Source organism: Pseudomonas sp. H3_E07 (genome assembly GCF_054668895.1).
Map to the genome: position 1 here is coordinate 3,240,199 of NZ_CP162795.1, position 13,630 is coordinate 3,253,828.

A 13,630-nucleotide genomic window follows, 5' to 3' on the forward strand; every position below is an offset into this window, starting at 1 on the left:
CCCACCTTTGACTGTATTTACACATCTGAACTTGTGAACACAGTCAGTGTGGGAGGGGGCTTGCCCCCGATGGCGGCCTTATAGGCAATACAAGGCTCGGTTCTTAGAACACCGAGGCGTAGTCGCCCAACTCAACCTGTACCGATTTGATGCGGGTGAAGTTGTTCAGCGAGCTGATACCGTTCTCACGACCCACACCGGATTGCTTGTAGCCACCCACCGGCATCTTCGCGTCGGATTCGCCCCAGGCGTTGATCCAGCAGATACCCGCTTCCAGCTGATGAATCACGCGGTGGGCGCGGTTCAGGTCTTTGGTCACCAGGCCGGCGGCCAGGCCGAAGTCGGTTTCGTTGGCGCGGCGGATCACTTCTTCTTCGGTTTCGTAGGTGAGGATACTCATCACTGGGCCGAAGATTTCTTCACGGGCGATGGTCATTTCGTCAGTGCAGTCGGTGAACACGGTCGGGGCCACGAAAGCGCCTTTGGCGAATTCGCCGTCGGTCAGACGGTCGCCGCCGCACAGCACGCGTGCGCCTTCTTCCTTACCTTTGGCGATGTAGCCCAGCACGCTTTCCATGTGGGCGAAGCTGACCAGCGGGCCGAAGTTGGTGTTGTCGTCTTGCGGGTTGCCGACGCGGATGCGTGCAACGCGCTCAACGATCTTGGCTTCGAACGCCGCTTGCAGGTGCTTGGGCACGAACACGCGAGTGCCGTTGGTGCAGACCTGGCCGGAGCTGTAGAAGTTGGCCATCATCGCGATGTCGGCGGCACGATCCAGGTCGGCATCTTCGAACACGATCAGCGGCGATTTGCCGCCCAGTTCCATGGTCACTTCCTTGAGCGACGAGCTCGAAGCGCTGGCCATGACTTTCTTGCCGGTGTCGGTGCCGCCGGTGAACGAGACTTTTTCGATGCGCGGGTGCTCGGTCAACCAGGTGCCGACTTCACGGCCGCTGCCGGTCAGGACGTTGAACACGCCAGCCGGAACACCGGCTTCGGTGTAGATCTCGGCCAGTTTCAGGGTGGTCAGCGAAGTGACTTCGCTAGGTTTGAAGATCATCGCGTTACCCGCGGCCAGGGCCGGTGCGGATTTCCACAGGGCGATCTGGATCGGGTAGTTCCACGCGCCGATACCGGCGACCACGCCCAGCGGCTCGCGGCGGGTGTAGACGAAGGAAGTGTCGCGCAGTGGGATCTGCTCGCCTTCGATGGCCGGCACCAGGCCTGCGTAGTATTCGAGCACGTCAGCGCCGGTAACGATGTCGACGTACTTGGTTTCGGAGAAGGCTTTACCGGTGTCCAGGGTTTCCAGGGCGGCCAACTCGTCGTTGCGCTCGCGCAGGATGTCGACGGCACGACGCAGGATGCGCGAACGCTCCATGGCGGTCATCGCAGCCCAGATTTTCTGGCCTTTTTCGGCGCTGACCACGGCACGTTCAACGTCTTCTTTCGTTGCGCGTTGCACTTGGGCGAGAACTTCACCGTTAGCCGGGTTGATGGCTTCGAAGGTGGCATCGCTGCCAGCGTCGGTGTAGCCGCCGTCAATGTAGAGTTTTTGCAGGTCGAAACGGGCCATAAAGTCCTCGCAAGTGCATAAGTGGTTGGCGTTAACCGCCGAAAAGTGGGCCATAAGGGTCTGGCAACACTGATCAACAGCCGTTCAGGGGTTGAGCGGTTATAGATGCTCTAACTCACCTGCTTGGCCAATTGGAAATCCATGTATTCGTAAGCGATCCGTTGCGCCTGCTCCGTGTCGAAAGCGTCTCCCGACAGGGCGCCGCGCAACCACAAACCGTCGATCAGGGCCGCCAGGCCTCTGGCTGCTTTGCGTGCGTGCGGCAGCGGCAGCACTCGGCGGAACTGGCAGCACAGGTTGGAATACAGACGTTGATCGTTGATCCGCTGCAACCTGTGCAATGACGGGTGATGCATGCTGGTGGCCCAGAAGGCCAGCCAGGTTTTCATTGCCGGGCCATTGACCTGGCTGGCGTCGAAGTTGCCCTCGATGATCACCCGAAGGTGCGCCCGTGGGCTGTCGTCCTTCAGCGCAAGCCTGCGTTCGTGGACGTTCTCGATCAGCACATTCATCAAGTACCGCATCGTTGCGGCGATCAGGCCGTTCTTGTCCTGAAAGTAGTGACTGATGATGCCGTTCGAGACGCCGGCCAAACGGGCGATCAGCGCAATGCTGGCATCTCCCATTCCGACCTGATCGATCGCCGTCAGTGTGGCTTCGATCAACTGCTGGCGGCGTATGGGTTGCATACCGACCTTGGGCATGTAGCACCTCTCCTTAGGCCTGCCGATGGACGATCCACGTCCGTCGGCTTGAGGGCCAGTCTATTTTGTTTTGATTGAACGTTCAATCAACAAAGAATAAGATCTGCGACAAATGGTCGCTGCCTACAGATATTTCCTACTTGTGAGCCGCGACATCTGACACCTGTAAAAAACCTTGAAACAGGCCGTATCAGGGCCTGGGCGTCGCTTCGGCGAGGCTCAAGAATTTTAGGGGTGTCTTTATAACACCCGTCCGTCGACTGCCGAAAAATCGATGTCCCGGGATAACCGTTGCCTTGTGTTTCTCTCTCGCACTGCCCGGAGCATCTGCGCCATGAGTTCTGCCTCTCTTATAAAGACCCCGCCGGAAAAGGTGCGGGTCAACGGTTGGGTGTTCTACACCTCCACCGCGTTGATTCTGTTGTTGACTGCCATCCTGATCATCGCCCCGCAGGAGGCCGGGCGCATGCTCGGCGTAGCACAGGCGTGGCTGTCGAAAAGCTTTGGCTGGTACTACATGGTGGTCATCGCCGCCTACCTGGTGTTCGTGGTGGGCCTGGCGTTTTCGTCCTACGGCAAGTTGAAACTGGGCAGCAAGGACGACACCCCGGACTTCAGCTACGGCGCCTGGGCCGGCATGTTGTTCTCGTCGGGCATCGGCATTTCGCTGTTGTACTTCGGTGCTTCCGAGCCGCTGGACCACTACTTCAACCCGCCCGAAGGCGCAGCCGCCAGCAATGGCGCCGCACGCCAGGCGCTGCAACTGACGTTCCTGCATTGGGGCCTGCACGGCTGGGCGATCTATGCCTTGGTCGGCCTGGCCGTGGCGTACTTCGCGTATCGCCATAACCAGCCGCTGGCCTTGCGTTCGGCGCTGTACCCACTGGTGGGCGAGCGTTGGGTGAAAGGCGCGGCCGGCCACGCGGTGGACGGCTTCGGCATGTTCGTGACCCTGCTGGGCCTGGTGACGAACCTGGGGATTGGTTCGATGCAGGTGTCGTCCGGGTTGGAAAACCTGTTCGGCATGGAGCACAGCAACACCAACCTGTTGATCGTGATCATCGTGATGAGCACCGTGGCGACCATCGCCGCCGTGTCGGGTGTTGAGAACGGCATTCGGCGCCTGTCCAACCTCAACATCGTGTTGTTCAGCGGCCTGTTGATTTTCGTACTGTTGTTCGGCCCGACCCTGCACTTGCTCAACGGTCTGGTGCAAAACACCGGTGACTACCTCAACGGCATCATCCTGAAAACCTTCGACCTCTACGTGTACGAAGGCGACGCCGACAAGACCGAACGCTGGATGGGCCTGTGGACACTGTTCTACTGGGCCTGGTGGATTTCCTGGGCGCCATTCGTGGGCATGTTCATCGCGCGTATTTCCCGTGGTCGCACGGTGCGTGAACTGGTGGCCGGCGTGCTGCTGATCCCGTTGGGCTTCACCTTGGCGTGGCTGTCGATCTTCGGTAACTCGGCATTGGACCTGGTGCTGAACCAGGGTGCGGTGGCGTTGGGCAAGACTGCGTTGGAACAGCCTTCCATGGCCATCTACCAACTGCTTGAGCATTACCCGGCGTCGAAAATCGTGATCGGCGTGTCGATCTTTGTGGGCTTCGTGCTGTTCCTGACCCCGGCGGATTCCGGCGCGGTGATGATGGCCAACCTTTCCTGCAAAGGCGGCAACGTGGATGAAGATGCGCCGCACTGGCTGCGGATCTTCTGGTCGGCGGTGATCACCCTGGTGACCATCGGCTTGCTGTTCGCGGGCAACTTCGAAGCCATGCAGACCATGGTGGTGCTGGCGGGGTTGCCATTCTCGGTAGTGTTGATCTTCTTTATGTTCGGCTTGCACAAAGCCATGCGCCAGGATGTGGCCATCGAACAGGAGCAGGCGCAATTGGCCGAGCGGGGCCGTCGTGGTTTCAGCGAGCGCTTGACCGCGCTGGACCTGCAACCGAGCCAAGGCACCGTGCAACGCTTCATGGACAAGCACGTGACGCCAGCGCTGGAAGAAGCGGCGACGGCGTTGCGTGAACAGGGGCTGGAAGTGCAGACCCTGCTGGGTAAATCCAAGCGCTGCATCGGTGTGCGCATCGAGATGGCAGAGGGCAACCCGTTTGTCTACGAAGTGAGCCTGGATGCTTACTCGTCGGCACCGAGCGACCTTCCCGAGGAAGAGCGCACGCGTTACTACCGCGCGGAGGTCTACCTGCACAATGGACCTCAGGAATACGACCTGATGGGCTTCACCCAGGAGCAGATCACCCGGGACGTGCTCGATCAGTTTGAAAGCCATCGGCAGCTCCTTGGCCGTGTCTATAGCTGATAGTTGAAGACGGGTGGCGTCCTCACTGATACCACTGGGTCCAAATGTGTAAACAGAACTAAATGTGGGAGGGGGCTTGCCCCCGATAGCAGTGTGTCAGTCAGTACTTCTGTTACTGATACACCGCAATCGGGGGCAAGCCCCCTCCCACATTGACCCAGTTTCTACATTGAGATGTGCAGTGTTTGTCAGCCCAGGTTCTTGCCCAGCAGGGCATGGTAAAGCTCACTGTCCCCCAGAATCCCCACTACCTGGTTGTTGTCATGCAGCACCAGCTTGTTTCCGGTGTGATAACGAATCTGCAACGCATCACGCATGCCGATATTCGAGTCCACCAGCGTCGGCACCCGGCCCAGACCTTCCACCGCTTGCCCCGGTACCCAGTTCTGCAGGTTCATCACCGCGCCATTCTGGCGAGCGCCCTTGATGGTGTTGCCCTCGGCCAGGTCCAGCCACGAGTCGCCGCCCGGGTCCAGGCAGACTGAACCGTTGACGCGCTTGCAGTTGTCCAGGGTGCGCATCAGGCTGCGGCCGCACAACACGTTCAGTGGGTTGGTATGCGCGACGAAGGTACGCACATAGTCATCCGCCGGGTTCAGGACGATCTCTTCCGGCACGCTGTACTGGATGATCTTGCCGTCTTTCATGATCGCGATACGGCTACCCAATTTGAGTGCTTCGTCGAGGTCGTGGCTCACGAACACGATGGTCTTGCTCAGCTTGCGTTGCAGTTCCAGCAACTCGTCCTGCAGGCCCTGGCGGATCAGCGGGTCGAGGGCGGAGAAGGGTTCGTCCATCAGCAGGATATCGGCGTCCATCGCCAGCGCACGGGCCAGGCCGACGCGCTGCTGCATGCCGCCGGAGAGTTCGTCCGGCTTCTTGTTACGCCATTGGGTCAGGCCCACCAGCTCAAGTTTTTCATCCACCAGCTTGCGTCGGTCTTTCTCCGGGCGGCCCTGCATTTCCAGGCCGAAGCTGATGTTTTCGCGCACCGTCAGCCAAGGCATCAGGGCGAACTTCTGGAACACCATGGCGATGCGCTTGGTGCGCATCATTTTCAGCTCGGCGGGTGTGCAGGAGGCGATGTCGATCTGGCGACCTTCATGCTCGACGAACAGCTGGCCACGGCTCACGGTGTTGAGGCCGTTGATGCAGCGCAACAGACTGGATTTGCCGGAGCCCGACAGGCCCATCAACACACAGATCTCGCCTTTCTCGATGTCCAGGCTGGCTTTTTCCACGCCAACAATCTGCCCGGTTTTTTTCAGGATCTCGTTACGGCTCATGCCTTGGTCCAGCAGCTTGAGCGCTTCGCGTGGGTCTTTGGAGAAGATCACGTCGACTTTGTCGAATCGGATAATGCTCATGCATCACCCCCTACTTTAGCGTCGGGTTGTTTGCAGATGCGGTCGAGCATGATGGCCAGCAGCACGATCGCCAGGCCCGCTTCAAAGCCCAGGGCGATATCGGCGGTGTTCAGTGCGTTGACCACGGGTTTGCCGAGGCCATCGGCGCCCACCAGGGCAGCGATCACCACCATCGACAACGACAGCATGATGCATTGGGTAATGCCGGCGGCAATGCTCGGCATGGCGTGGGGCAGTTCAATGCGCGAGAGCAACTGACGGCGCGAGCAGCCAAAGGCCTTGCCGGCGTCCATCAACTCTTGGGGTACATCACGGATACCCAGGTAGGTCAGGCGGATCGGCGCGGCAATCGCGAACACCACCGTAGAAATCAGCCCAGGCACCACACCCAGCCCGAAGAGGGTCAGGGTTGGGATGAGGTAGACGAAGGTCGGCACGGTCTGCATCAGATCGAGTACCGGCCGCATCATGGTGTAAAACATCGGTTTATGCGCGGCAACAATGCCCAGCGGCACACCGATGACCACGCAGACCAGGGTGGCGAACAGCACTTGCGCCAGGGTCTCCATGGTTTCCTGCCAGTACCCCAGGTTCAGGATCAGCAGGAAGGAGGCGATGACAAAAACAGTCAGTCCCCATTTACGTTGGATAAAGTGAGCCAGCAGCGCAATCAGACCGATCAATGCCAGCGGATTGAACCAGGTCAGCGCGAACGTCACGCCGTGGATCATCGTTTCCAGTGTCGATGCGATTGCGTCGAAGTAGTTGGCGCCGTGTTGGGTCAACCATTCGACGAAGGCAGCGATGTACTGGCCTAGTGGGATTTTCTGTTCAGTCAGCATGGTAGTGAATGTCCACATGCGAAGAGGGAAAACATCCCGGGACAGCGCACCGCCCCGGGGATAGCGGATTACTTGGCGAGGTAGGCTTTAACGGCGTCGAGTCCTGGTTTGCCATCTATGGTGGTGACACCGGCGAGCCAGGTGTCGAGGACTTGCGGGTTCTTCTTCAGCCAGGCTTTCGCCGCGGCGTCGGGTTTCATCTTGTCGTCCAAGACATTACCCATCAGGGTGCTTTCCATGTTCAGGGTGAACACCAGGTTTTTCAGCAACTGGCCCACGTTGCTGCATTCCTCGGTGTAGCCCTTGCGGGTATTGGTGTAGATGGTGGCCTGGCCGTAGTTGGGGCCGAACGAATCGTCACCCCCGGTCAGGTACTTCATCTTGAAACGGGTGTTCATCGGGTGCGGTTCCCAGCCGAGGAACACGATGGCCTGGTCGCGTTTGGTGGCGCGTTCGACCTGGGAGAGCATGCCGGCTTCGCTGGACTCGACGACTTTGAACCCTGCGGTTTTCAGGCCGAAGGCGTCTTTGTCGATCAGCGTCTGGATGGTGCGGTTGCCGTCGTTACCCGGCTCGATGCCGTAGATCTTGCCGCCCAGTTCATCCTTGAATTTGGCGATATCGGCGAAGTCCTTGAGGCCTTTGTTGTACAGCGCTTCCGGGACGGCCAGGGTGTACTTGGCGTTCTCCAGGTTGGCGCGCACGGTTTCCACGGTGCCGGCATCACGGTACTGCTTGATGTCGTTTTCCATGGTCGGCATCCAGTTGCCGAGGAAGACGTCCATGTTCTTGCCGTCGGCCAGCGACTTGTAGGTCACTGGTACCGAAATCATCGTGGTGCGCGGCTTGTAGCCCAGGCCCTTGAGGATCTCGCTGGTAGTCGCGGTGGTGACGGTGATGTCGGTCCAGCCGACATCGGAGAAGTTGACGGTCTGACATTGTGCCGGTTCTGCGGCGTGCGCCATGACTGGCAGACTCAGCATGGCGGCCAACAACAACGAGGGTGAACCTTTCATCTGGGTAGACTCCTGTGTTTTTTCTGGCGGCATTCGCCGCGCTTTATAAGTGTTGCGGTTGGTGCGTGCGACAACAGCTCTGGCACGGTGCCTTGCAAACGAGTCGAGACTGATCATGTACCAGTGAAAATCTGACGCCTACAGGGGGCGTCGTATCCAGTACAGGGATGGTCGTATCCAGTGTCGGTGACGTCGCTTACAGATTTTTCCACAGGCAAAACTGCAGTTTTTGCCCATCTGCACCGTTAAAAACGGCCAAAACAGGCGATCGCACGGGAGCGACGCTGGTGAGCATGAGTGCGTCGGTGTGAGACGCCGTGACGGCAAGTAAAAGCTTGATGATGCCGCCATCTGGGCGATCTGAGCGTAGCAGCTCCTTGGTGTCCGGCCTGTTCACCTGCGGAGTTCCACGTTAATGGCTATCAGTGTTTTCGACCTGTTCAAGATCGGCATCGGGCCTTCTAGTTCTCACACCGTCGGCCCCATGCGCGCCGCGGCGTTGTTCGTTCAGGCTTTGCGTGAACGTGAACTGTTGGAACAAGTGCGGCGCGTCGAAGTTCAGCTCTACGGCTCATTGTCGGCCACCGGCATTGGTCACGGGAGCGACACCGCGACCATCATGGGCCTGATGGGCGAATGGCCAGATGCGATCGACCCATCGCAAATCGGCCAGCGCATCCACACCCTGCGCGAGACCGATACGTTGCTGCTGGACGGCCGTTTGCCGGTGCCCTTCGTATGGGCGCGGGACATGCGTCTGCTCGACGAAAACCTGCCGTTCCACCCCAATGCGATGACCCTGGTGGTGACGGGCGATCACGGTGAGCTGCACCGTGACACCTACTATTCGGTGGGCGGCGGCTTTGTGGTGGATGAAGCCCAGGCGCAGAGCGGCGTGGCCGATATGGACCGCACCGAGCTGCCGTATGATTTTTCCAGCGCAGTCGAGCTGTTGCAGCTGTGCAAGACTCACAACCTGCGTGTCGCCGAGTTGATGCTGGCCAACGAGAAAACCTGGCGCTCCGAGGAAGAAATCCGCAGCGGACTGATGAAGCTCTGGCGCGCCATGCAGGATTGCGTGGAGCAGGGGCTCAAGCACGAAGGCATCCTGCCCGGCGGCCTGAACGTGCGCCGGCGTGCCGCCAAGTTGCACCGCAGCCTGCAGGAATTGAACAAGCCCAATGTGATCGGCTCGACGTTGAGCGCGATGGAATGGGTCAACCTGTTCGCCCTGGCGGTGAACGAGGAAAACGCCGCCGGTGGGCGCATGGTGACGGCCCCTACCAACGGCGCGGCGGGGATCATCCCGGCGGTGTTGCACTACTTCATGAAATTCAGCGAGGAAGTCACCGAAGCCAACGTGGTCGACTACCTGCTTGGTGCGGCGGCGGTAGGCATCCTGTGCAAGAAAAACGCCTCGATCTCGGGTGCCGAAGTCGGCTGCCAAGGGGAGGTAGGCTCGGCCTGCGCCATGGCCGCCGCCGGCTTGGCCGAGATTCTTGGCGCCACGCCGGAACAACTGTGCAACGCCGCTGAAATCGGCCTGGAACATAACCTGGGCCTCACTTGCGACCCGGTGGGCGGGCTGGTGCAAGTACCGTGCATCGAGCGCAATGCAATTGCGGCGGTGAAGGCAATCAACGCAGCGCAAATGGCGCTGCGGGGCGACGGCCAGCACTTTATCTCCCTGGACCGAGTGATCCGCACCATGCGCGATACCGGGGCGGATATGCATGACAAATACAAAGAGACATCGCGGGGCGGGTTGGCGGTGAGTGCTGTGGAGTGTTGAGCCAGTGACGCCGCTATCGCAGGCAAGCCAGCTCCCACATTTGGAATACATTCCCCTGTGGGAGCCGGGCTTGCCCGCGATAGCGGCAGTTCAAGCAACACTGCTCATAAAGTGAACACCGGATCCAAAAGCGCCACCTTTTAGCGCGTCGCAAACAGATAAGTAGCTACCGAACGATTTCCCGCCCGACCCGCTGTCACCCGTGCTTTGGGTGACAGACTTCTCCCACGCCCGCAAAGCGCCTTCCCACAAGTGCTACCGATCTGCTCATCCCCTGTGGATAGGCTCATTCCTACGGCTGATTTCGGCTATATCCGTACGTGCGGCGCGGGCTTATCTAGACACGTCATCAGGTCGTTTTTAGGAGTTATTGGACGGCCATTCAATTTTAGGCATGGCATTTGCTCTATCAATTCAAAGCCTCTCTCCTCGCTGGATGTAGAGCGCAATAACAAGAGCCTCGCCTGAGGCCATCACCCGCTTTTGTGTGAGGAGATACTGCGATGACGTCGTTCAACTCCGGGGCCCAACCCCAGAACCGTGCGCCTCAATCCATCGGCTTTTTGCTGCTGGACAATTTCACGCTGATTTCCCTGGCGTCCGCAGTCGAACCGCTGCGCATGGCCAATCAGCTCTCCGGCCGCGAGCTGTATCGCTGGACGACCTTGAGCGTCGACGGAAACCAGGTGTGGGCCAGCGACGGTCTGCAAATCACCCCCGATGCTTCCATGCACAAAGCCCCGGCCCTGGACACGGTGATCGTGTGCGGCGGCGTGGGCATCCAGCGCACCGTTACCCGTGAACATGTGTCGTGGCTGCAAAGCCAGGCACGCCAGTCCCGTCGCCTCGGCGCGGTGTGCACCGGCAGCTGGGCCCTGGCCTGCGCGGGTTTGCTTGATGGATTTGATTGCAGCGTGCACTGGGAATGCCTGGCCTCGATGCAGGAAGCTTTCCCCCGCGTGGCCATGAGCACACGCCTGTTCACCCTCGACCGCAACCGCTTCACCAGCTCCGGCGGCACCGCGCCGCTGGACATGATGCTGCACCTGATCAGCCGCGACCACGGCCGTGAACTCTCGGCCGCCATTTCCGAAATGTTCGTCTACGAGCGTATTCGCAACGAACAGGATCACCAGCGTGTGCCGCTCAAGCACATGCTCGGCACCAACCAGCCGAAGCTGCAGGAAATCGTCGCGCTGATGGAGGCCAATCTGGAAGAGCCGATCGACCTGGACGAACTGGCGGTGTACGTCGCGGTGTCTCGTCGCCAGTTGGAGCGCCTGTTCCAGAAATACCTGCACTGTTCGCCATCGCGCTACTACCTCAAGCTGCGCTTGATCCGCGCACGGCAGTTGCTCAAGCAGACGCCGATGTCGATCATCGAAGTGGCGTCGGTGTGCGGGTTCGTGTCTACGCCGCACTTCTCCAAGTGCTACCGCGAATACTTTGGCATTCCGCCACGGGATGAGCGCGTAGGTTCCAACACCACCCAGCAGGTGGCGATGATGCCGATCCCGCAGGCGCTGGTATTGTCACCGTTGTCGGGGCCGATGTCGGCGTTGAGCCAGGCCAGGAACGAGTCGACTTTCGCCAGCGTAAGGCTCTAGACCGAGTCGCCTGCGTTCGCGAGCAAGCCCGCCCCCACAGGTGACCGAGTTCCACCTTTGAAATGCGGTCGAATGTGGGAGCGGGCGTGCTCGCGAATGCGGACTATCAGGCGCCCGAGTTCTGCTTGAACTGCACTAAGGCCGGCAGCAACTGCTTATCGATCGCCTGCCGCACCGCCGGCAAGATCGTCGCGCTGCCGGTGTACATCTGCTCAACCATCCCCTTGAGCGCCTTGGCCCGAGCCTCGCTCAAACCACGCACCGCACACTCGCAGGCCTGCTCGGCGGTGGCGCCGCTGGACACTTCGAAACCCAGTGAGCGCAGTTGGCCCAGCAGGTCATCCTGGTCAATCAAATCCGCGTGCATCATGACGTTTATCCTGGTGAAGGGAACGGGGTTTGACCTGGATTCTGGTTGCCGTCCAAAGGGTCGGCAAGGGCAGATTGCACGAATGCCTCAGATGGCTATGAGCAGGTCGTTTTCGGGCCATTTACCGACCGTATTAATGGGCACACTGAACTCAAGCACTCAGCTTGAAGGTTTGGTCACCCTCAGGATGTAACGCTCACACAAGGCACTCTGCCCCGATCCAGTCACGGCTGGATCGGGGCTTTTTTTAGCCTGGGATTTGTGGCGTGAGTACCGGCCTCATCGCAGGCACGCCAGCTCCCACATTTGGAGTGCATTTCCCTGTGGGAGCTGGCTTGCCTGCGATGGCAGCACCGCGGTCTAGCGCTGCAACACCCGGATGCGCGACAGTAATTCATCGCGGTCGATGTAGCAGCCCTGGAAATGCCGTGCCCCGGAGGCCGGATCGAACGCATTGCGCGCATGCAGGGTGCGACGGTTGTCGAAGCACCACAATTCGCCCGGGTTCAGGCGCTTGACCAGCCGAAAACGATCCTCCCGCGTCATCGCAATAAACCGCCGATACGCCCGATACAGCAGCGGCATCTGCGCCACGCTGGTCTCGAAGGGCCCGCGTAGAAAGTTGGCCATGCGAATCTCCGCCACGTCGCCCAAGGCATCCAGTGCAATGATCGGCGCCAGGCGGCGATAGTCGCTGTGACGGTCCTTGTTGCGAAACTCCACCGGGATTTCACACAGCGCCCTGAATGCTTCGGGATCTTCCGTGCGCAGGGCGTTGGCGATGGCAAACCCGTCGACAAAAATGCTTTCGCCGCCGTTGGCATCGTTCACCAGGCAATGCAGGAATTGCAGGCCCGGTTGCAGCTCTCGTGTGGGCAAATCACTGTGCAAGGGCAGGTTGAAAGCGGTGTAGGCATTGCTGTCGGCATCGGCCTTGGATTGCACATTGAACAGCACGCCGAAGTTGCTCTCGCGGATGAAGGAAATGCGCTTGGCCACCAGCGCCAGGGAGTCGCGCTCGGTGGGGACGCCTCGGACTTGCGTCAGGCCAGAATCGCGCAGCGCCAGCAACCATTGCAGCAGCGCGCTCGGGTCTTCCATGACGGCCGAATACTCAAAGACCGGTAGCTGGAACCGACTGTCCCACAGCCGCGATTTGGGCGTTGTCGCACGGCGTTCGGCACGGGATTCATCGTCGTAGGCATGCGCCCGCAGCCAACCCGGATCGTACTGACTGCGGTGGCCGCCGCTCCATTCCAGGCTCAGGTTGCCTTGATCAATACGGGCCGAGGCCGGCCTGAGATGGGCGTCCACATCCACAATCTCCAGCACTTGCTCGCGCGTCACGCTGTACACGCATTGGGTGCACGGGCAGTTGTCTCGCAGCCATTGATGATGAAACGGACTGACCCGTCCATCGGCCCACTGCACAAGGATCTGATCCTCCAGCACCCGTACATCCGCGATGTCGCAGATCTTCGGGTAAGTACGGAAATCGGCGACAGCGGCGGCGGTTTGCATGGTGGCTCCTAAGGGTATTTTCAGTGGCTATTTTTTCAGCGGTAGTCCAATCACTCGGCCAAGCAGGGCGGGGCGCGGCAGGTCAGCCTGCTCCGCGCTGATAGCCTTGAGTTTTTCCAGTGTGGACTCGGTGAACGGCGCCGAATGTGGACCGGCCAGATCAACGTGCAACAACATCTGCTCGTTGCCCGCCAGTTCCTTTTCATCCCCAACCAGGTGCAGGCTGTGATAGAGGTGCAGGCGCTTGGCGTCGTGGGCGATGAGTTGGGTATGCACCTCCACGTCGGCACCCAGCTTCACTTCGTGCAGGTAGTTGAGGTGCAACTCCAGGGTGAACAGTGAGTGGCCGCTGGTTTCGCGGTTTTCACTGTCCAGCCCCAGGGTGTCCATCAGCGCGTCGGTGGCGTAGCTGAAGATCAGCAGATAGAACGCGTCGCGCAGATGGCCGTTGTAGTCCACCCAGTCGGGGTGGACCTGGGTGGTGTAGGTGGTCAGTGCGGGCATGTCAG

General features: G+C 59.9%; 12 protein-coding genes. 3 read left to right on the top strand and 9 right to left on the bottom strand.

Annotated features, from left to right (window positions below):
• Positions 1-103 precede the first annotated feature (103 nt).
• Positions 104-1,576: a betaine-aldehyde dehydrogenase gene (gene betB / locus AB4O08_RS14740; protein WP_460114198.1), complete on the bottom strand. Its 1,473-nt coding sequence runs from the start codon at positions 1,574-1,576 to the stop codon at positions 104-106.
• 110 nt (positions 1,577-1,686) lie between these two features.
• A complete protein-coding gene (gene betI / locus AB4O08_RS14745) occupies positions 1,687-2,280 on the bottom strand; it encodes a transcriptional regulator BetI (protein WP_010207128.1) in 594 nt (197 codons plus the stop codon).
• Between the two features lie 391 nt (positions 2,281-2,671).
• On the opposite strand from betI, the gene AB4O08_RS14750 reads away from it, so the two are divergent.
• On the top strand, positions 2,672-4,606 hold the full coding sequence (locus AB4O08_RS14750; RefSeq protein ID WP_226994565.1) for a BCCT family transporter: 1,935 nt from the start codon (positions 2,672-2,674) through the stop codon (positions 4,604-4,606).
• 188 nt (positions 4,607-4,794) lie between these two features.
• On the opposite strand, the gene choV is transcribed toward AB4O08_RS14750, so the two are convergent.
• The 4 genes from choV to AB4O08_RS14770 form a co-directional block, all read right to left on the bottom strand.
• Positions 4,795-5,973, bottom strand: coding sequence for a choline ABC transporter ATP-binding protein (gene choV / locus AB4O08_RS14755; RefSeq protein WP_010207126.1), 1,179 nt, complete (start codon positions 5,971-5,973; stop codon positions 4,795-4,797).
• The gene (gene choW / locus AB4O08_RS14760; RefSeq protein ID WP_010207125.1) at positions 5,970-6,815 is read right to left on the bottom strand and encodes a choline ABC transporter permease subunit; all 846 of its coding nucleotides are present in this window, start codon (positions 6,813-6,815) and stop codon (positions 5,970-5,972) included. The genes choV and choW overlap by 4 nt, the downstream gene beginning before the upstream one ends.
• A 68-nt stretch (positions 6,816-6,883) precedes the next feature.
• Positions 6,884-7,831 (bottom strand): choline ABC transporter substrate-binding protein, encoded by a 948-nt coding sequence (locus tag AB4O08_RS14765; RefSeq protein ID WP_010207122.1) that lies wholly within the window; start codon positions 7,829-7,831, stop codon positions 6,884-6,886.
• Positions 7,832-8,027: 196 nt separating this feature from the next.
• Positions 8,028-8,228 (bottom strand): hypothetical protein, encoded by a 201-nt coding sequence (locus AB4O08_RS14770; protein WP_146136234.1) that lies wholly within the window; start codon positions 8,226-8,228, stop codon positions 8,028-8,030.
• Positions 8,229-8,246: 18 nt separating this feature from the next.
• Between AB4O08_RS14770 and AB4O08_RS14775 the strand changes: the two genes are divergently transcribed.
• Positions 8,247-9,623 (top strand): L-serine ammonia-lyase, encoded by a 1,377-nt coding sequence (locus AB4O08_RS14775; protein ID WP_045791547.1) that lies wholly within the window; start codon positions 8,247-8,249, stop codon positions 9,621-9,623.
• Positions 9,624-10,126: 503 nt separating this feature from the next.
• On the top strand, positions 10,127-11,230 hold the full coding sequence (gene gbdR / locus AB4O08_RS14780) for a choline metabolism transcriptional regulator GbdR (RefSeq protein ID WP_005792167.1): 1,104 nt from the start codon (positions 10,127-10,129) through the stop codon (positions 11,228-11,230).
• A 106-nt stretch (positions 11,231-11,336) separates the two neighbouring features.
• On the opposite strand, the gene AB4O08_RS14785 is transcribed toward gbdR, so the two are convergent.
• The 3 genes from AB4O08_RS14785 to AB4O08_RS14795 form a co-directional block, all read right to left on the bottom strand.
• Entirely contained in the window at positions 11,337-11,600 is a 264-nt protein-coding gene (locus tag AB4O08_RS14785; RefSeq protein ID WP_010207120.1) for a hypothetical protein, read from the bottom strand.
• 360 nt (positions 11,601-11,960) lie between these two features.
• Positions 11,961-13,121, bottom strand: coding sequence for a gamma-butyrobetaine dioxygenase (locus tag AB4O08_RS14790; RefSeq protein ID WP_460114199.1), 1,161 nt, complete (start codon positions 13,119-13,121; stop codon positions 11,961-11,963).
• 27 nt (positions 13,122-13,148) lie between these two features.
• A complete protein-coding gene (locus AB4O08_RS14795; RefSeq protein WP_446238796.1) occupies positions 13,149-13,625 on the bottom strand; it encodes a thioesterase family protein in 477 nt (158 codons plus the stop codon).
• Between the last annotated feature and the right edge of the window lie 5 nt (positions 13,626-13,630).

Bases quoted from the DNA above. Each gene is read 5' to 3' on its own strand.
- AB4O08_RS14775 (WP_045791547.1), top strand. From the start codon at position 8,247: ATGGCTATCAGTGTTTTCGACCTGTTCAAGATCGGCATCGGGCCTTCT.
- AB4O08_RS14795 (WP_446238796.1), bottom strand. From the start codon at position 13,625: ATGCCCGCACTGACCACCTACACCACCCAGGTCCACCCCGACTGGGTG.
- betI (WP_010207128.1), bottom strand. From the start codon at position 2,280: ATGCCCAAGGTCGGTATGCAACCCATACGCCGCCAGCAGTTGATCGAA.
- choW (WP_010207125.1), bottom strand. From the start codon at position 6,815: ATGCTGACTGAACAGAAAATCCCACTAGGCCAGTACATCGCTGCCTTC.
- AB4O08_RS14790 (WP_460114199.1), bottom strand. From the start codon at position 13,121: ATGCAAACCGCCGCCGCTGTCGCCGATTTCCGTACTTACCCGAAGATC.
- choV (WP_010207126.1), bottom strand. From the start codon at position 5,973: ATGAGCATTATCCGATTCGACAAAGTCGACGTGATCTTCTCCAAAGAC.
- AB4O08_RS14785 (WP_010207120.1), bottom strand. From the start codon at position 11,600: ATGATGCACGCGGATTTGATTGACCAGGATGACCTGCTGGGCCAACTG.
- betB (WP_460114198.1), bottom strand. From the start codon at position 1,576: ATGGCCCGTTTCGACCTGCAAAAACTCTACATTGACGGCGGCTACACC.
- AB4O08_RS14765 (WP_010207122.1), bottom strand. From the start codon at position 7,831: ATGAAAGGTTCACCCTCGTTGTTGTTGGCCGCCATGCTGAGTCTGCCA.
- gbdR (WP_005792167.1), top strand. From the start codon at position 10,127: ATGACGTCGTTCAACTCCGGGGCCCAACCCCAGAACCGTGCGCCTCAA.